We start from the raw sequence: 17,549 nt of genomic DNA, 5'->3' as shown, positions 1-17,549 counted from the left end.
GCGTGCCATGCGCGGAACGGGACGGAGTCCGGGCCGATCCGGCACGAATCGACAGCCTTTCCGACGGGATCGGCTGTAATCGTGCGCGATGGCGGTCCGGATGCCGCTGAATATCTGAGGATGTTCCTACATCATCAAGAACAGCCCTTCAACTCCGCAGCATACGATTTCGGATCGTCGCGTCAATACACCGCAGAATATTGCGAAGGATTGATGAAACTATCAGGGCGGCATAAGTAAATACTGTGTATCGGCTCGATTACGTGGCGGTTCTTGTTGGGGTTTTTTAGGGAGGAGAAAGTCGAGAATCGTGGGCGGACAGTTATCTCCGGCCCGCCGCCCATCGGCACCGTCTAACGCGAAGTTGTATATCTTCCATGCAATTTACCGGGCCGCCCCACGAATTTCCCTTTATTGGAGAGATAGCCTTTGCATTGTGTCTCGGAAATATCATCTGCCCACCCGTTCTCCCGCATCTGTCGTTCCGGCGGGGCGGATGGGGTGGGAAATGCTGTGCGGCGGGGAGGTCTTTTTCGGAGCGTTCCCGAGCGTTGACAGTTGGTGGGCACCGCACTATGGTGCGCGCCTTCAATCGAGCCGCCGAGCGTTCAGGAACAGCATCATGAAAATCGTCAACTCCCTGAAGTCGATGAAGACGCGCCATAAGGCCTGCCGCGTGATCCGCCGCAAGGGCCGCGTCTACGTCATCAACAAGCAGAACCCCCGTTTCAAGGCCCGCCAGGGCTGATCGATCCGCAAGGGTCGATCGACTGCGAGGCCGGGCATCGCGCCCAGCCTCCCGTCATCGGGTGTTTACGCAAGAGCCGCGCCTTCGGGTGCGGCTCTTGCGTTTTGTGGCCTGTGCTTTTCGCGGAACGGTTCCGGCCGGATGGGTCGGGAGCGGCATCGTCTTGTCTTAAGGTTGCGGCGGATGGTACGTGTGGCGGACGAGTTCGCCGCAACGGGATAAGGACCGCCCGCCATGAAGATGCCGGTGCCGGACAGCGGGGTGATCGCCCGCCGCCGGGAGATCGTGGAGGCGTTGCGCGCCATCGTTCCCGGCGAAGGCGTGATCGTCGACGAGAACGAACTGCGCGCCTACGAATGCGACGGGCTGACCGCCTACCGCCAGCTGCCAATGGTCGCCGTGCTGCCCAGCACGGTGGAACAGGTGTCGCAGGTCCTCAAAGCCTGCAAGGCGATGGGGGTGAAGGTGGTGCCGCGCGGCGCCGGCACCTCGCTGTCGGGCGGCGCCCTGCCGCTGGCCGACGGCGTGCTCCTCGGCATGGGCAAGTTCAAGCGCATCCTCGACATCGACTATGCGAATCGGTGCGTCACCGCTCAGCCGGGGGTGACCAATCTCGGCATCTCCAACGCGGTCGCGCATGAGGGCTTCTATTACGCCCCCGATCCGTCCAGCCAGATCGCCTGCACCATCGGCGGCAACATCGCCGAGAATTCCGGCGGCGTGCACTGCCTGAAATACGGGCTGACCACCAACAATGTGCTGGGGCTGGAGATGGTGCTGATCGACGGCACCATCCTGCGGCTGGGCGGCAAGCATCTGGACGCCGGCGGCTACGACCTGATGGGCATCGTCACCGGGTCGGAAGGGCTGCTCGGCGTGGTGACCGAGGTCACCGTGCGCATATTGAAGAAGCCGGCGACCGCCCGTGCGGTGCTGCTCGGCTTTCCCAGCAGCGAGCAGGGCGGCGACTGCGTGGCGGCGATCATCGCCGCCGGCATCATCCCCGGCGGCATGGAGATGATGGACCGCCCGGCCATCCACGCGGCGGAGGCCTTCGTCCATGCCGGCTATCCGCTGGACGTCGAGGCGCTGCTGATCGTCGAGCTGGACGGCCCGGCGGCGGAGGTCGACCATCTGATCGACCGGGTGGAGGTCATCGCGCGGGACAAGGGCGCCTGCTATGCCCGCGTGTCGAACAGCGAGGAGGAGCGGCTGGCCTTCTGGGCCGGGCGCAAGGCCGCCTTCCCGGCGGTGGGGCGCATCAGCCCCGACTATTACTGCATGGACGGTACCATCCCGCGCAAGGCGCTGCCGCTGGTGCTGCAACGGATGCAGGAGATGTCGGACCGCTGCGGCCTGCGCGTCGCCAACGTCTTCCATGCCGGCGACGGCAACCTGCACCCGCTGATCCTCTACGATGCCAACAAGCCGGGCGAGCTGGAGGCGGCGGAGGAGTTCGGCAACAACATACTGCGCCTGTGCGTCGAGGTCGGCGGCGTGCTGACCGGCGAGCATGGCGTCGGGGTCGAGAAGCGCGACCTGATGACCGACCAGTTCGACGAGGCCGACCTCCAGCAGCAGCAGCGGCTGAAATGCGCCTTCGACCCCGATGGTCTGCTGAACCCCGGCAAGGTCTTTCCGACGCTGCACCGCTGCGCCGAGCTTGGCCGGCTGCATGTCCACCAGGGGGAACTGCGCTTCCCCGACATCCCGCGCTTCTGAGGGGCCGCCGCTCGCCATGACCATCACCACCTTGAAGCCGGAAACCGCCGCGCAGGTTACCGACGCGGTGCGCTGGGCGCTGTCGGCCGGTGAGCCGCTGGAAATCCTGGGCAGCGGCAGCCGCCGCGGGCTGGGGCGCCCGGTGCAGGCCGGCCATGCGCTCGACCTGTCGGGTCTGTCCGGCGTCATCGCCTATGAGCCGGAGGAGCTGGTGATGACGGCGCTGGCCGGCACCGCGATGGCGACGATCCGCGCCATGCTGGCGGACCGCGGGCAGCATCTCGCCTTCGAGCCCCCCGAAGGAGGGACGCTCGGCGGTCTGGTCGCCAGCGGGTTGGCCGGGCCGCGCCGCATCTCGGCGGGGTCGGCCCGCGACCACACGCTGGGCATCGCCGGGGTCAGCGGACGGGGCGAGGCCTACAAGGGCGGCGGCAAGGTGGTGAAGAACGTCACCGGCTACGACGTGCCGAAGCTGATGGCGGGGTCGTTCGGCACCCTGACCGCGCTGACCGAGATCACGGTGAAGGTGCTGCCGGCGCCGGAGGACACCGCGACCCTGCTGCTGTCCGGGCTGGACGACCAGGCGGCGGTGGCGATGCTCGACCGTGCGCTGCGCAGTCCCTATGAGGTGTCGGGAGCTGCCCATCTGCCGGCGGGGATCGCCGCGCGGTCAGGCGTGTCCGCGGTGTCGGGGGCGGGCGGGGCGGCGACGCTGGTGCGGCTGGAGGGCTTCGGCCCGTCGGTCGCCGCGCGCGTCACCATGCTGCGCGAGGAGCTGCGGGCCGACACCGTGCTGGATCGCGACGAGTCGCTGGCGGTCTGGCGCGAGGTGAGGGACGGGGCGGGGCTGGGCGTGGGGTTGTCGGGAGTGGGGACCGACGCCCACCTCTGGAAACTCTCGGTTCCCCCATCGGCCGGCCCCGCCACCGTCGAGGCCATCCGCCGGACGCGCGACGTCGAGGTCCTCTACGACTGGGGCGGCGGGCTGGTCTGGCTGGCCGCACCGCCCGACTCAGGCGCGGCAATCCGTGGCGCGCTCTCCGCCGGCGGCCATGCCACGCTGGTGCGGGCGCCCGAGTCGGTGCGCGCGGCGACGGACGTGTTCCAGCCCTTGCCCGAGCCGCTGATGGCGCTCAGCCGCCGGGTCAAGGAAAGCTTCGACCCCAAGGGCATCCTCAACCCCGGCCGCATGTATGCGGGTCTGTAACGGGAAGACCGATCTCGATGCAAACCAACTTCTCGCTGGCCCAGCTGGCCGACGCCGCGATCCGCGACTCGGAGCAAATCCTGCGCAAATGCGTGCATTGCGGCTTCTGCACCGCGACCTGTCCGACCTACACCATCCTGGGTGACGAGCTGGACAGCCCGCGCGGCCGCATTTACCAGATCAAGGACATGCTGGAGAAGGGCGGCCCGCCGCCCGAAACCACGGTCAAGCACATCGACCGCTGCCTGTCCTGCCTGTCCTGCATGACGACCTGTCCGTCGGGCGTCCATTACATGCATCTGGTCGATCACGCCCGCGCCCATATCGAGGCGACGCATACCCGCCCACCGGCCGACCGGGCGGTGCGCGACCTGATCGCGCGGGTGCTGCCCAACCCGCGGCTGTTCCGCATGGCCCTGCTCGGGGCATCCATCGGCCGGCCGTTCCGCGCGATGCTGCCCAAGCGGCTGTCCGCCATGCTGGCGCTGACCCCATCCGCGTCCCGGCGCCGAGCTACAGCGACCGGCCCAGCGTTCATCCGGCCGAGGGTCCGCGGAAGAAGCGGGTCGCCCTGCTGATCGGCTGCGCCCAGCAGGTGCTGGCCCCGCAGATCAACGAAGCGACCATCCGCCTGCTGACCCGCCACGGGGTCGAGGTGGTGGTGTCGAAGGGGGCCGACTGCTGCGGCGCCTTGACGCACCATATGGGCAAGGAGGACCTCGCCCACGCCGCCGCGAAGAAGACCATCGACGCCTGGACGAAGGAAATAGAGGGCGGCGGGCTCGACGCCATCGTCATCAATGCGTCGGGCTGCGGCACCAGCGTGAAGGATTACGGCCACATGTTCCGCGAGGATGCGGCCTACGCCGCCAAGGCGGCACGGGTGGCTGGTCTCGCTCGGGATGTCACCGAGCTGATGGACGAGATTGGGCTGGCCCGGCCGGTGGTGGAGACCGGGCAGGCGGTCGCCTACCACTCCGCCTGTTCCATGCAGCACGGCCAGCGCATCAAGGAGCCGCCGCGCGCCCTGCTGCGCGCCGCCGGCTTCCTCGTCAAGGAGATTCCCGACGCGCATCTCTGCTGCGGATCGGCCGGCACCTACAACATGTTGCAGCCGGAACTGGCGGGAGAGCTGCGCAGCCGCAAGGTCGCGGCCATCGAGAGCACCCAGGCCCAGGCGGTGGCGGCGGGAAACCTCGGCTGCATCACCCAGATATCTTCCGGCACCGGGTTGCCGGTGGTCCATACGGTGGAACTGCTGGACTGGGCGACCGGCGGCCCGATGCCCGAGGCGCTGGCCGGACGCCCGGCCTTCCGGCAGGGCGGGGTGCGGGCGGCCTGACCATCGGGGGCCGGGCCGGGAGAAGAGGGCCCGCAGGTCAGCGTGGGCGGAACCGGGGGGTTTGGTACCCCCACAATTCTGTGTTTATCTGCGTCCAACTGTGTCAGAAAATCCGCCCGCCTCACCGCCTATCGTTCCAGCCCCCGCCCCGTCCAGGTCATCGCCTTGTCCTCGCCACCCACGGAAAACATCGGCATGAGCGCCGCCTACGGAATCACCCACCGCCTGTCGGCCTGGGGCGTTCACATCTTCACGGCCAGCGGCGCCGTGTTGGGGCTGCTCGGCCTTCTGGCGGCGGCGGCGGGCGATGCGAAGCTGTGCCTGATGTGGCTGGGCATCGCCCTGGTCGTCGACGGCGTCGACGGCACGCTGGCCCGGCGCGTCTCGGTCAAGCAGGTGCTGCCGGGCATCGACGGCTCGGCGCTGGATCTGGTGATCGATTACCTGACCTACGTCGTGGTGCCGGCGGTGTTCATGCACCGCTTCGGCCTGCTGCCGGAGGGGCTGGTCAGCATCGCGCTGGCGGCCTGGGTCCTGCTGACGGCGCTATACTGCTTCGCCAATGTCGGGATGAAGAGCGGCGACAATTATTTCGTCGGTTTTCCGGCGATCTGGAACGTCGTGGCCCTCTATCTCTGGCTGCTCGACCTCAATCCGTGGTTCAACGCGGCGGTGGTGGTGGCGCTGGGGCTGCTGACCTTCACCACGGTCAAGTTCCTGCATCCCTTCCGCGTCAAGGCGCTGATGGCGCTGAACATCGCAGTGACCACGGTCTGGCTGCTCTGCTGCATCGCGCTGGTGGTGCTGGAGCCGGCGCGGCCGGGCTGGCTGTTCGGCCTGTGGCTGGCGACCTCGGTCTATTACGCCGCGGTCTGCGCCTGGCGGACTCTGCGCGGCCCTTGATCGCTGAGCGGAAGGCATAGGGAACCGCCGCGGCGGATGGACGTTGCTCATGCGCAAGTCCGTCCGCTCCAGCGAAGGGGTCCCGTTTTGGCCGAAGGCTCCACCAAGGTCGTGCTCGCAGCGCTCGGCGGCAACCTGATGATCGCGCTGACCAAGTTCGTCGCCGCCGCGATGACCGGCAGCGCCGCCATGTTCAGCGAGGCGATCCACTCCGTCGTCGACAGCGGCAACCAGCTTCTGCTGCTCTACGGCATCCGCCGCGCCCGCCGCCCGCCGACGCCCCAGCATCCCTTCGGCCATGGGCGCGAGGTGTATTTCTGGTCCTTCGTCGTCGCGGTCCTGCTGTTCGGCATCGGCGCCGGCCTGTCCATCTATGACGGCTGGCACGCGCTGTCCCATCCGGAGCCGGTGGAAAGCCCCTGGGTAAATTTCGCCGTTCTGGGCTTCGCCGTGCTGTTCGAAGGCTTTTCCTGGGTCGTCGCGCTGCGCGAGTTCCGCCGCGGCCAGAGCGGCGTCGGCATCCTGTCCGCCGTCCACCGCTCGAAGAACCCGTCGGTCTTCGTCGTGCTGCTGGAGGACACCGCGGCGCTGATCGGCCTGCTGCTGGCCGGCATCGGCCTGACGCTGGGCGAGGTGACCGGCAACCCGATCTTCGACGCCTACGCCTCCATCGCCATCGGCGTGGTGCTGGCGATTGTCGCAGCGCTGCTCGCCTACGAGTCGAAAGGGCTGCTGATCGGCGAGTCGGCCGACCGCCGCGTCGTCGAGGGCATCCGCCGCATCGTCGGCGAGGAGGCGCGGGTGAAGCGCCCGCTCGACGTGCTGACCATGCATATGGGGCCGGACGACGTGCTGCTGAACCTGTCGGTCGAGTTTCAGGACAGCCTGAACGCCCGCGAGGTGGAGGACGCCGTCTGTTCGCTGGAAAGCCACATCCGCAGCCAGTACCCGATCATCCGTCGCATCTTCGTGGAGGCCGAGTCGCTGCGCGCCCGCCGGGGCCGTGACACTGACGGAGCCGCCCCGGCCCAGGGACTTCCGCCCCAGGGACTCCCGGCCGAGTGATGGCGCAACCCAACGGGCACCCGATCCGGATCGGCACCGCGGGCTGGAGCATCCCCAAGCTCTCGGCCCCCGCCTTTCCCGTGGACGGCACCCATCTGGAGCGCACCGCCCGTGTCATGCCGATGACCGAGGTGAACAGCAGCTTCTATCGCCCCCACAAGCCGGAAACCTGGGCGCGCTGGGCGGCCTCCACCCCGCTCGGCTTCCGCTTCGCGGTGAAGCTGCCCAAGGCGATCAGCCACGAGGCCCGGCTGGTCGGTGCGGAGGTGGCGCTCGACCGCTTCCTGGCCGAGGCGGGGATGCTGGGCGACCGCTTCGGTCCGCTGCTGGTCCAGCTGCCGCCCAGCCTGCGCTTCGACCGGGCGGTGGCGGAGGACTTCTTCACGCTGCTGCGCGCCCGATTCGATGGCGAAATGGTGTGCGAGCCGCGCCACGCCAGCTGGTTCACCGACGCGGCCGAGGCGTTTCTGGTCGCCCACCGCGTCGCCCGCGTCGCCGCCGATCCCGCTCCGGTGGCGGGAGCGGGCGAGCCGGGCGGCTGGGATGGCTTGCGCTACTGGCGGCTGCACGGATCGCCGGTGATGTACCGCTCGGCCTACGAACCGGCGGTGCTGGATGCGCTGGCCGAGAGGCTGGTGGCCGAGGCGGCGCTGCGGCCGGTCTGGTGTGTCTTCGACAACACCGCCGACTTCCATGCCGTCGACGACGCATTGGCGACGATGGCACGGCTGCAAGCGCTCCAGTCCTGAAACGGTGGCCGCTCATCGGCGGGACTCTCCATTGGGGGAGCCTCCAGCACGACCGAGACAGTGCATTGTTGCAAAGCTATCCTGCCACGAAACGTCCCCGAAGGCGGGGCAACGGCGTGCAGGCGGTGCGGTCATGGAGTTCGTTGTCCTACTGCTGATTTTCGGCTTCATCACCCACCGGCTCGACCGGCGGCTGAAGGTGCAGGCGGCGGAGATCGCCCTTCTGCGCGGCAGGCTGGACAAGGCGCTGACCGGCGCCCTGCCACCCTCCGCCGCTGCGCAGGCCGGGCCTGCCGAAGCATCTGCTGAACCGCTCGTAGAAGCGCCGGTTCTAGAGGACGAGCCACCACCCGAAGCGGTGGAAATCGGCGAACCGGTTTTCGCATCGCAAGCGGAGGAAGCGGCGCCCCCAAGGCCCGCCCCGCAACCTGCGGCCCCGGCGGCGCGGACGGGGTGGCGCGAGCTGGAGGAATCGCTGGCCTCGCGCTGGCTGATCTGGCTCGGCGGCGGCACCATGGCGCTGGCGGCGGCCTTCTTCATCAAGCTGTCGGTCGATCACGGCTGGCTCGGGCCGTCGGTCCGCGTCGCGCTGGGGCTGATCGCCGGCCTGGGGCTGATGGTGGGGGGCGAGTGGTTGCGCCGCCGGCCCATGCAGCGCGCCGTCGCCGCCGTGCAGCCGGATTACGTGCCGCCGGCCCTGACCGCCGCCGGCCTGTTCACCGCCTTCATCAGCGTCTATGGCGGCTTCGCCCTGTTCGGCCTGTTCGCCCCGCTGGTCGCCTTCGCGCTGCTGGCCGGCCTGTCGCTGGCCGCCATCGGGCTTTCGCTGCTGCAAGGGCCGCTCATCGCCGCGCTGGGGCTGCTGGCCGGCTATGTCTCGCCCCTTCTGGTGTCCACCGGCGATCCGGACGCCTGGAGCCTGTTCGCCTATCTGCTGGCGCTGAACGGCGCCGGGATGGGGGTGGTGCTGTATCGCGGCTGGCGCTGGCTCGGCTGGGGCGCGCTGGCCGGTGCCGCGTTGTGGCCGCTGCTGTGGATGATCGATCCCTGGCGCAGCGGCGACGAGCTGCCGACCGGCGTCTATCTGCTGCTGACCTCGGCGCTGTTCCTGGTGCCGGCGGTGCGCGGCGTGCTGGACCAGACGCTGCCGGAGCCGGTTCCCGCCACAGGCTGGCGCACGGCTCTGCCCGACTGGGCCCGGCGCAAGCAGCGCCATCCCGCCGACCGGCTGGCGATGACGGCGACGACAGTCTTCGGTGTGCTGGTCGCCGCCGTCACCTGGATCGACTCCCATGGGTCGGTGTCGCTGATCGTCCTCGGGCTGTTCGCCCTACTGGCGATGGTCGGCGGGCGGCGGACCGAGCGGATCGCCGGCGTCGCCTGGATCGCGGCGCTGAGCGTGCTGCTGTCGCTGGCGCCCTGGAGCCTGCCCTATGTCCCGTCCAGCCCGCCGCCGCTGAATGCCGACGGCCAGCCGTTGATCGTCGTCGATCCAGCCGGCTATCCGGCGGCGGTCGCGCATTTCCTGGGGATTGCCGGCGGCTTCGCCGCCCTGTTCGGGATCGGCGGCTTCATTGCCCTGTGGGACGCGCGGCGGGCGGCGCTGTGGGCCTCGATCTCGGCGCTGGTGCCGCTCGCCCTGCTGACGCTGGCCTATGCGTTGGTGGAACCGCCGGAGACCGCCATCGGCTGGCCGGCGGCGGCGCTCGGGCTGGCGGCGCTGCTGGTCGGCGCCACCACGCCGCTGGGCCGTCACCGCCACCGGCCGGGTGCCTCGCTGGGGCTGGCCGCCTTCGCCGCCGGTGCGACCGGCGCCATCGCGCTCGGCGCCACCATGGTCCTTCAGGAAGCGTGGCTGACCGTCGCGCTGGCGATGCAGGTTCCGGTGCTGGCGTGGCTGGAGCGGCAGCTGAACCTGCGCGAACTGCGCGGCGTCACCCTGCTGGTGGCGGTCGCGGTGCTGGTACGGCTGGCGATCAACCCCTCCGTGCTCGATTACGAAGGCTATGGGTGGATCGCCTACGGCTATGGCCTGCCGGCGCTGGGCTTCCTCGTGGCGGCGCGCTGGATGCGGACCGCTCCCGGCGGGAAAGGCGACGATCTGGTGGTGATGGTGCTGGAGGCCGGCGCCCTGATCTTCACCACGCTGATGCTGTCGCTGGGCATCCATCGCTGGATGGCTGGCAGCCTGCAGGAGGCACCGTCCAGTCTGGCGGAGGTGGCGCTGCACACCCTGTCCTGGCTCGGCCTTGCCCTGCTGCTGGCGGCCGACCGACGCTGGAGCGCGCGGCCCGTCGCGGTGTGGGGCCGGCGCCTGCTGGTGCTGCTGGCCGCCGCGACCGCCCTGTTCCTGCATCTGCTGGCGCTGAACCCGCTGTGGAACGACGAGTGGGTGGGCAACTGGCCGGTGGTCAACCGGCTGCTTCTGGCCTATGGAGCGCCGGCCGTGCTGGGGCTGGTCTATCTGTGGTACGACCCGCCGCCGTCGAATGCCCTGCGCAGTGCGGCCCCGGTGCTGCCGCTTCTGCTGATCGCCACCAATCTGGCTCTGGAGATCCGCCGCTCCTTCCAGGGGCCGGTGCTGGACGGCTACGAGATGTCGGACGCCGAATGGTACAGCTACTCGGCCGGCTTCCTGCTGTTCGCGGTGGCGATGCTGGTGGTGGGCATCCGCTTCGGCTGGGGCTGGATGCGCCATGCCGGGCTTGTTCTGGTGCTGGCGGTGGTCGCCAAAGTGTTCCTCAGCGACATGTCGGACCTGGAAGGGATGTACCGCGTCGCCTCCTTCCTCGGCCTCGGCCTCTGTCTGGTCGGCACCGGCTGGCTCTACCAGCGGCTGCTGCGGCCGCCATCGGCCGGAACGCCGCCGGATGCGCCGCCCGAGTTGCCGCTGGAACCGCCGCTGTCGCCCACAGACACTCTGTTGGACCAACGGACGCATTGACAGGCCGGGCGGGGGACGCTCCCATACGGTGAAGGATGGGCCGGAGCGGAAATCCGGCCCCCGCCACCGGAGGAGCAGCCCCTCATGCATAGCGAGACGCACGGCAACGCCTACCCCATCCTCCCCGACGGCGAGGAGGGCTTCACCGTCGAGGCGGCACGGATGAAGTTCGGCCCCGGCATGCTGGCGGAGCTGGGCGGCGACGCGCTGTCGCTGGGCATGACGCGGGTGGCGCTGTTCACCGACCCGCGGGTGGCGGCGACGGCCCCCTTCGCCATGGCGCTCGATGGGCTGAAGCGGGCCGGCGTCGATCCGGTGGTCTTCGACCGCTGCCGGGTGGAGCCGACCAGCGCCTCCTTCCTCGACGCCGCCGATTTCGCGCGGGACGGCGGCTTCGACGGCTATGTCTCCATCGGCGGCGGGTCGGTGATCGACACCGCCAAGGCGGCGAACCTCTATGCCACCCACCCGGCCGACTTCCTCGCCTACGTCAACAAGCCGCTGGGGGAGGGCATCCCGGTTCCCGGTCCGGTCAAGCCGCACATCGCCTGTCCGACCACCTGCGGCACCGGCAGCGAGACCACCGGCGTCGCCATCTTCGACCATGTGGAAAAGCAGGTGAAGACCGGCATCTCGTCGCGTTACCTGCGGCCGAGCCTCGCCGTTGTCGATCCGCGCACCATCGACAGCCTGCCGCCCGGCGCCATCGCCGCCACCGGCTTCGACGTGCTGACCCACGCCATCGAGAGCCACACCGCGCGGCCCTTCCGCTCCCGCCCACGACCTGAGACGCCGACGGCGCGCCCGCCCTACCAGGGGGCCAACCCCTGGTCGGACATCGGCAGCCTGCAAGCGATCCGGTTGGGCGGGCAATGGCTGGAGCGGGCAGTCAACGATCCCGACTGCTCGGAAGCCCGCGATGCGCTGATGTTCGCGGCGACGCTGGCCGGTCTGGCCTTCGGCAATGCCGGCGTCCACATCCCGCACGCCATGTCCTATTCGGTGGCGGGGATGAACCACAGCTTCACCGCCACCGGCTACGAGACGGTGGAGCCGATGGTGCCGCACGGCATCTCGGTGGTGCTGAACGCCCCGGCTGCCTTCCGCTTCACTGGCCCCGCCGCTCCCGAGGCCCATCTGCGCGCCGCCGAGGCGCTGGGGGCGGATGTCCGCGGTGCTGCGCCGGAGGATGGCGGCGAATTGCTGGCGACCCGGCTGATCTCGATGATGCGCGCCACCGGCCTGCCGAACGGGCTGTCGGCGCTCGGCTATGGCGAGGCCGACATTCCGGGTCTGGTCAGGGGCGCCGCCGCCCAGCAGCGCCTGCTGACCATCGCCCCGCGCCCGGTGTCGGAGGACGACCTGCGCGGGCTGTACGCGGATGCGATGCACTACTGGTGAGCGGAGCCGCTATTCCGTCATCGTTTCGCCGGAACCGCCGAACTCGGCCGGGAAGTCCTTCAGCTTCGGCAGACCGTCCCGCATCGGCAGCACGGTCTCTGCATAGTTGATGTGAACAGCGGGGATGAAGGTCAGGGTCGGCAGCGTCGCGGCGAAAACGTCCACGAGGCCGAGCGGCGGGTGATTGGTCATCAGATGCCCGCCGCATTTCGCGCAGTACTGCCGCTGGCTGACCGGCGTCTTCTGGAAGGTCGCGAGATGCTCGGCGCCGGCGGTCACCCGCACTGCGTCCGGCTTCCACAAGGTGAAGGCATTGACCGGGCCGCCGGACCACGAGCGGCAGGACCGGCAATGGCAGTAGCCCATGCCCTCCGGCGCGCCGGTGACCTCCACCTCCACCGCACCGCAGAAGCAGCGTCCCGAATGAGTCTCTGTCTGAGTCTCCGTGCTTGTCATGGCTTTCGACTTCATCTTTGTTGGTAATGCGAACAATGGGACGCTATCACCGATAACAAGGATGTTCAGTTGGTCATTAGGACCATGCTCATTCGATAGGCGATAACAAAGCTCCCCGAAAAAGCGGGGCTGTCGGGAGCCGACGGAAGGATCGAGGTGGGCAACGCAGGAAAAGCCCCTCTCCCGCCTGGAGAGAGGGGCCGGACATGTCGGTCAGAACTGCTCTTCGCTCAGCGCCATCACCGTGTTGCGGGCGCTGGCGATGGTCGGAAGCAGGGCCGGGGCGGTCGCCAGGACCTGTTCGGCGTAGAAGCGCGCGACAATCAGCTTGGTTTCCAGGAAGGAGGCATTGGCGCCGGGCTGGCGCAGGCCCGCCATCGCCTTCATCGCCGAGCGGGCAAGCATCCAGCCGCCGGCAACCGTTCCCCACAGCTTCAGGTAGGCCACCGCACCGGCGGCGGCCCCTTGCAGGTCGCCCTCCGCCTGGGTCGCGACCATCCAGTCGATGGCGCGGTCCAGCGCGTCCAGACCGGCCGACAGCTCGGTCCGGATCACCGCCAGATCGTCGCCGGGGGCGGCACCCAGCTCCGCCACCGTCGCCCGCATGTCGGCAACGAAGGCACGGGCCGCCGCACCCTTGTCGCGGCCGGTCTTGCGGAAGGTCAGGTCGTTGCCGTGGATGCCGTTGGTGCCCTCATAGATCGGGGTGATGCGGGCGTCGCGGTAATGCTGGGCGGCCCCCGTCTCCTCGATGAAGCCCATGCCGCCATAGATATGCACGCCGGTGGACGCCACCTCGCAGCCGATGTCGGTCGACCACGCCTTGACGATGGGGGTCAGCACATCGACCCGCGCGGTTGCGGCGGTGCGGACGCCCGCGTCCTCGTGGTGGCGGGAAATGTCGAGCTGCGTGCCGGCATAGAGCGCCAGCGCCCGCGCCGCCTCGGTCTTGGCGCGCATGTCCAGCAGCATGCGGCGCACGTCGGGATGCTTGATGATGGCGACGCCGGAACCCTTGGGATCGGCCAGATCCTTGCTCTGCACGCGGCTCTTCGCATAGTCGCGGGCCTGCTGATAGGCGCGCTCGGCAATCGCGACGCCCTGGATGCCGACGCCGAGCCGGGCGTTGTTCATCATCGTGAACATGTATTCGATGCCGCGGTTCTCCTCGCCGACGAGGTAACCGACGGCGCCCTCGTCGTCGCCATAGGCCATGACAGCGGTCGGGCTGGCCATGATGCCCAGCTTGTGCTCCAGGCTGGCGCAGCGCAGGTCGTTGCGCTGGCCCGGCGTGCCGTCGGCGTTGGGCAGGAACTTCGGCACGATGAACAGGCTGATGCCCTTGATGCCGGCCGGGGCGTCGGGCAGGCGGGCCAGCACCAGATGGACGATGTTCTCCGTCAGGTCATGCTCGCCATAGGTGATGAAAATCTTCTGGCCGGTGATGCGATAGCTGCCGTCCCCGGCCCGCACCGCCCTGGTCCGCACCGCGGCGAGGTCGCTGCCCGCCTGCGGCTCGGTCAGGTTCATCGTCCCGGTCCATTCGCCGGAGATCATCTTCGACAGATAGACCGCCTTCTGCTCGTCGCTCGCATGCTCGGTCAGCAGGTCGACGGCACCCTGGGTCAGCAGCGGGCACAGGCCGAAGGACAGGTTGGCGGCCTGCCACATCTCGTTGACCGCGAAGGCGACCGTCCAGGGCAGGCCCTGTCCGCCATATTCCGGCTCGAAGGGCAGGCTGTTCCAGCCGGCTTCGGTGAACTGGCCGTAGGCCTCCTTCCAGCCGGTCGCGGTGCGGACGACACCGTTCTCCAGCTTGGCCCCTTCCTTGTCGCCCACCCGGTTCAGCGGGGCGAGCACGCCGGAGGCGAATTTGCCGGCCTCCTCCAGGATGGCGTCGACCAGATCGGGGGCGGCGCTGTCGCACTGGGGCAGGGCAGCGATGGCGTCGAGGCCGACCACCTCGTTCAGGACGAAGCGCAGATCGTCGACCGGAGCGTTGTAGGTCATGGCGGGGCGAGTCTCCCAGTGCAGATTTGTAGGGGGCGGATTGTTTGGTTTACCTATAGGTTAACATACAGCATCGGATGGCGCTTGGCGAGAGGGCGGGATGCCGCGTCCATCCCCATTATCAAGGCTAGGCCAGCCATGGGGCAGCATCAACCCTCCACCCGACTGGCACGGCGTCTGCATAGGAGAGGCTGCCTCCCATCGGGGCCTTCACACGGGGATCGACCCATGACCTACGCTTCCGCCCTCGGCAATCCCAGCAACGCCGCCGCCCAGGCCGCCAGCGCCTCGCGCGGGCCGGCCACTGTGGAGGCCGCCGTGCGCAATGCCAGCGCGAAGACGGGGGTCGATTTTTCCTACCTCATGGAAAAAGCTGCCGTGGAGAGCGGCTACCGCACGGACGTGAAGTCCTCCTCCTCCTCGGCGACTGGGCTTTATCAGTTCATCGACAGCACCTGGCTGCAAACGATGAAGGAGCATGGCGCCGACCATGGCTATGGCAAATACGTCAACGCCATCCAGACGCGCGGCGACGGCCGGCCCTATGTCTCCGACCCGGAGATGAAGAAGGAGATCCTGGATCTGCGCAAGGATCCGACCGCGTCGGCTCTGATGGCCGCGGAATACACCCGCGACAACAAGGAGTATCTGGAAGAGACGGTGGACGGCAAGATCGGCTCGACCGAGCTGTACATGGCGCATTTCCTGGGGGCCGGCGGCGCGTCGAAGTTCCTGAACGCGATGCAGGAGAACCCCGGCCGGACCGCCCGTGACGTCTTCCCCGACGCTGCCGCCGCCAACAAGAACGTCTTCTACGACAAGGCGACCGGCAAGGCGAAGTCGCTGAAGGAAATCTACGACCGCTTCGCCTCCAAATTCTCCGAAAACCCGATGGCGAATTTCGCTCCGGCCCAGGTGGCGAACGACGCGGTGCGCAAGCAGGACATGCCGGACGGCTTCACCACCCAGGTGCCGACGGCCCCGACCAAGGCGCTGAACGGCACGCCGCTGTCGATCTATCAGGTGCTGGCGCTGAACGCGCTGGAGACGCCGGACGAGGTCGACAGCGTCAGCGGCCGCCCGGCCCGCCTGCGCGACAAGGAGCATCGCCGCATGCGCGACGAGCCGGTGCGCACCGACCAGTCGTCGGGCACCGGCGTCGCCGTGGGCTTCGGCCTGGGTCTGGGCCGCATCGTCGGTTCTGAATCGGCGACGCCGGTGGCGTCCGCCACCGCGGGCGCTGCCGGAACCGACGCGGTCTCCAAGACGGCATAATGCCCTACGCTGGCGCTTTGACTTGAGGACCGGATGGGTGCAAGGTCGCGCCGTTTTTGGCGCTCACCCCTCAGGACCGATCATGAGCAACCAGCAGCCCGCCGTCACCTTCGAGGAAATCCGCGCGCTCGTGCGCAACCTGCCCGGCCCCGACCTGGAGGCCGGCACCGCGGCCCTCCAGCGCGAACGGCAGCTGACCAAGCCGGCGGGCTCGCTCGGCCGGCTGGAGGAGATCGCGCAGTGGATGGCGACGTGGCAGGGCCAGCACCCGGCCGAAGCCCGCCGTCCGCGCGTCGCCGTCTTCGCCGGCAACCATGGCGTGGCCGCCCGCGGCGTCTCGGCCTATCCGGCCGAGGTGACGGTGCAGATGGTCGCCAACTTCCAGAACGGCGGGGCTGCGGTCAACCAGCTCTGCGAGGTGGCCGACGCCGACCTGCGCGTCTATGAGCTGGACCTGGAGAACCCGACCGCCGACTTCACCCAGGGCCCGGCCATGGGTGAGGAGGAATGCTGCCGCACCATGGCCTACGGCATGATGGCGGTGGAGATGGGCGTCCAGCTGCTGTCGCTGGGCGAGATGGGCATCGCCAACTCGACCTCGGCGGCGGCGCTCTGTCTCGCCCTGTTCGGCGGCGAGGCGGCCGACTGGACCGGCCGCGGCACCGGCATCGACGACGAGGGGCTCGCCCGCAAGATCGCCGCGGTCGAGGCCGGCGTCGCCGCCAACCCGCAGGCCAAGGACGACCCGTTCGAGGCGCTGCGCTGCCTCGGCGGTTACGAGTTCGCCGCCATCGCCGGCGCCATCCTGGCCGCCCGCGTCGCCCGCGTTCCGGTCCTGCTCGACGGCTTCGCCTGCACCGCCGCCGCCGCGGTGCTCTACAAGGCCGACCGCCGCGCGCTCGATCACTGCATGGTCGCCCACCGCTCGGTCGAGCCGGGCCACACCCGCCTGATGCAGCTGATCGGCAAGGAGCCGCTGCTCGATCTCGGCATGCGGCTTGGCGAGGGGTCCGGTGCGGCGCTGGCGATCAACATCGTGAAGTCCGCCGTCGCCTGCCACGCCGGCATGGCGACCTTCGCCGACGCGGGCGTCAGCACGCAGGGGTAATGGTGGGTCGGGATGTCGTGAGGGCTTCCCTGGCCCTCACAGCATCCCGTTCACAGCATTCCGTCCGCCAGATCGCTGATCGCCGCCGACAGGAACAGGTCCAGCATCACCAGGGCGACCGCAGCCAGACCCGACAGCGACAGGGCGGTGCGCAGGACGAACCACTGGTAGGTCAGCATCGCCATCATGACGCCGAAGACCAGCGCTTCGGACACCCCCGACGGCAGCAGGCCGGTGGCGGACGCAGGATGGCCGGCAGATAAATCCCCATCTGCACCACCGCCGACCAGTTGTAGGCGGCGAGCGCGCCGGGATAGAGTTGCTCCTTGCCCAGCAGCGCCGCGATGCGGAACAGGGCGAGCGGGAAGGCGGTCCAGCTGACGACGTAGGCGATGCCCTCCACCGTCACCAGTTGCAGGACCGGAGTGCCGTCCAGCTGGTCCCACAGGCGGATCGCCAGCAGCAGCGCATAGGCCGGCAGAACCACCAGGGCAGCGTAGAAGGAATTCAGCGCACCATCCGGCGTGCGGTCGAAGAACTCCATCCCAGTCCGGTCGAAGCGGGCCAGCCGCCAGGCGCCGGTCAGCGCGGACAGGATGGCGGGCGTGGTCAGCGGCAT

At 68.9% G+C, this 17,549-nt stretch carries 14 protein-coding genes and 1 pseudogene; 11 read left to right on the top strand and 4 right to left on the bottom strand.

Going from position 1 to position 17,549, the window contains the following annotated elements; genetic code table 11:
- The first annotated feature begins 622 nt into the window (after positions 1 to 622).
- The 9 genes and pseudogenes from ykgO to ABNQ38_RS21030 all read left to right on the top strand — a co-directional run bounded on the left by ykgO (position 623) and on the right by ABNQ38_RS21030 (position 12,081).
- Positions 623 to 748: a type B 50S ribosomal protein L36 gene (gene ykgO / locus ABNQ38_RS21070; RefSeq protein ID WP_012973122.1), complete on the top strand. Its 126-nt coding sequence runs from the start codon at positions 623 to 625 to the stop codon at positions 746 to 748.
- A gap of 234 nt (positions 749 to 982) precedes the next feature.
- Positions 983 to 2,470, top strand: a complete 1,488-nt coding sequence (locus ABNQ38_RS21065; RefSeq protein WP_377810029.1) for an FAD-linked oxidase C-terminal domain-containing protein — start codon at positions 983 to 985, stop codon at positions 2,468 to 2,470.
- A 16-nt stretch (positions 2,471 to 2,486) separates the two neighbouring features.
- Complete coding sequence (glcE, locus tag ABNQ38_RS21060) at positions 2,487 to 3,677, top strand: glycolate oxidase subunit GlcE (protein WP_377810028.1); 1,191 nt, start codon at positions 2,487 to 2,489, stop codon at positions 3,675 to 3,677.
- A 17-nt stretch (positions 3,678 to 3,694) separates the two neighbouring features.
- Positions 3,695 to 5,019: pseudogene (gene glcF, locus ABNQ38_RS21055) on the top strand (glycolate oxidase subunit GlcF).
- A gap of 195 nt (positions 5,020 to 5,214) precedes the next feature.
- Positions 5,215 to 5,922, top strand: coding sequence for a phosphatidylcholine synthase (pcsA, locus tag ABNQ38_RS21050; RefSeq protein ID WP_098740557.1), 708 nt, complete (start codon positions 5,215 to 5,217; stop codon positions 5,920 to 5,922).
- 87 nt (positions 5,923 to 6,009) lie between these two features.
- Complete coding sequence (locus ABNQ38_RS21045; RefSeq protein ID WP_377810027.1) at positions 6,010 to 6,987, top strand: cation diffusion facilitator family transporter; 978 nt, start codon at positions 6,010 to 6,012, stop codon at positions 6,985 to 6,987.
- A complete protein-coding gene (locus ABNQ38_RS21040) occupies positions 6,987 to 7,736 on the top strand; it encodes a DUF72 domain-containing protein (protein WP_377810026.1) in 750 nt (249 codons plus the stop codon). The genes ABNQ38_RS21045 and ABNQ38_RS21040 overlap by 1 nt, the downstream gene beginning before the upstream one ends.
- A 133-nt stretch (positions 7,737 to 7,869) precedes the next feature.
- On the top strand, positions 7,870 to 10,680 hold the full coding sequence (locus ABNQ38_RS21035; RefSeq protein WP_377810025.1) for a DUF2339 domain-containing protein: 2,811 nt from the start codon (positions 7,870 to 7,872) through the stop codon (positions 10,678 to 10,680).
- 84 nt (positions 10,681 to 10,764) lie between these two features.
- Positions 10,765 to 12,081: a hydroxyacid-oxoacid transhydrogenase gene (locus tag ABNQ38_RS21030; protein ID WP_377810024.1), complete on the top strand. Its 1,317-nt coding sequence runs from the start codon at positions 10,765 to 10,767 to the stop codon at positions 12,079 to 12,081.
- Between the two features lie 9 nt (positions 12,082 to 12,090).
- Here the strand turns inward: ABNQ38_RS21030 and ABNQ38_RS21025 are convergent, their stop codons facing one another.
- Positions 12,091 to 12,537, bottom strand: a complete 447-nt coding sequence (locus ABNQ38_RS21025; protein ID WP_377810023.1) for a GFA family protein — start codon at positions 12,535 to 12,537, stop codon at positions 12,091 to 12,093.
- Between the two features lie 213 nt (positions 12,538 to 12,750).
- Positions 12,751 to 14,547: an acyl-CoA dehydrogenase gene (locus tag ABNQ38_RS21020; protein ID WP_377810022.1), complete on the bottom strand. Its 1,797-nt coding sequence runs from the start codon at positions 14,545 to 14,547 to the stop codon at positions 12,751 to 12,753.
- 228 nt (positions 14,548 to 14,775) lie between these two features.
- Between ABNQ38_RS21020 and ABNQ38_RS21015 the strand changes: the two genes are divergently transcribed.
- Both ABNQ38_RS21015 and cobT read left to right on the top strand, forming a co-directional pair.
- Positions 14,776 to 15,822 (top strand): transglycosylase SLT domain-containing protein, encoded by a 1,047-nt coding sequence (locus ABNQ38_RS21015; protein ID WP_377810021.1) that lies wholly within the window; start codon positions 14,776 to 14,778, stop codon positions 15,820 to 15,822.
- A gap of 82 nt (positions 15,823 to 15,904) precedes the next feature.
- Complete coding sequence (cobT, locus tag ABNQ38_RS21010; protein WP_174472664.1) at positions 15,905 to 16,930, top strand: nicotinate-nucleotide--dimethylbenzimidazole phosphoribosyltransferase; 1,026 nt, start codon at positions 15,905 to 15,907, stop codon at positions 16,928 to 16,930.
- Positions 16,931 to 16,980: 50 nt separating this feature from the next.
- On the opposite strand, the gene ABNQ38_RS21005 is transcribed toward cobT, so the two are convergent.
- Positions 16,981 to 17,145, bottom strand: coding sequence for a hypothetical protein (locus ABNQ38_RS21005; RefSeq protein WP_377810020.1), 165 nt, complete (start codon positions 17,143 to 17,145; stop codon positions 16,981 to 16,983).
- Positions 17,115 to 17,549 (bottom strand): hypothetical protein, encoded by a 435-nt coding sequence (locus tag ABNQ38_RS21000; protein WP_377810019.1) that lies wholly within the window; start codon positions 17,547 to 17,549, stop codon positions 17,115 to 17,117. The genes ABNQ38_RS21005 and ABNQ38_RS21000 overlap by 31 nt, the downstream gene beginning before the upstream one ends.

It is taken from the genome of Azospirillum sp. A29 (assembly GCF_042604625.1).
Taxonomy (GTDB): Bacteria; Pseudomonadota; Alphaproteobacteria; order Azospirillales; family Azospirillaceae; genus Azospirillum; species Azospirillum palustre.
Note: the sequence above shows the minus strand (reverse complement) of the source record. Positions and strands in the feature narration are given on the sequence as shown.

Bases quoted from the DNA above. Each gene is read 5' to 3' on its own strand.
- ABNQ38_RS21065 (WP_377810029.1), top strand. From the start codon at position 983: ATGAAGATGCCGGTGCCGGACAGCGGGGTGATCGCCCGCCGCCGGGAG.
- ABNQ38_RS21015 (WP_377810021.1), top strand. From the start codon at position 14,776: ATGACCTACGCTTCCGCCCTCGGCAATCCCAGCAACGCCGCCGCCCAG.
- cobT (WP_174472664.1), top strand. From the start codon at position 15,905: ATGAGCAACCAGCAGCCCGCCGTCACCTTCGAGGAAATCCGCGCGCTC.
- glcE (WP_377810028.1), top strand. From the start codon at position 2,487: ATGACCATCACCACCTTGAAGCCGGAAACCGCCGCGCAGGTTACCGAC.
- ABNQ38_RS21025 (WP_377810023.1), bottom strand. From the start codon at position 12,537: ATGACAAGCACGGAGACTCAGACAGAGACTCATTCGGGACGCTGCTTC.
- ABNQ38_RS21040 (WP_377810026.1), top strand. From the start codon at position 6,987: ATGGCGCAACCCAACGGGCACCCGATCCGGATCGGCACCGCGGGCTGG.
- pcsA (WP_098740557.1), top strand. From the start codon at position 5,215: ATGAGCGCCGCCTACGGAATCACCCACCGCCTGTCGGCCTGGGGCGTT.
- ABNQ38_RS21020 (WP_377810022.1), bottom strand. From the start codon at position 14,547: ATGACCTACAACGCTCCGGTCGACGATCTGCGCTTCGTCCTGAACGAG.
- ABNQ38_RS21000 (WP_377810019.1), bottom strand. From the start codon at position 17,549: ATGCCGCTGACCACGCCCGCCATCCTGTCCGCGCTGACCGGCGCCTGG.
- ABNQ38_RS21030 (WP_377810024.1), top strand. From the start codon at position 10,765: ATGCATAGCGAGACGCACGGCAACGCCTACCCCATCCTCCCCGACGGC.
- ABNQ38_RS21035 (WP_377810025.1), top strand. From the start codon at position 7,870: ATGGAGTTCGTTGTCCTACTGCTGATTTTCGGCTTCATCACCCACCGG.
- ykgO (WP_012973122.1), top strand. From the start codon at position 623: ATGAAAATCGTCAACTCCCTGAAGTCGATGAAGACGCGCCATAAGGCC.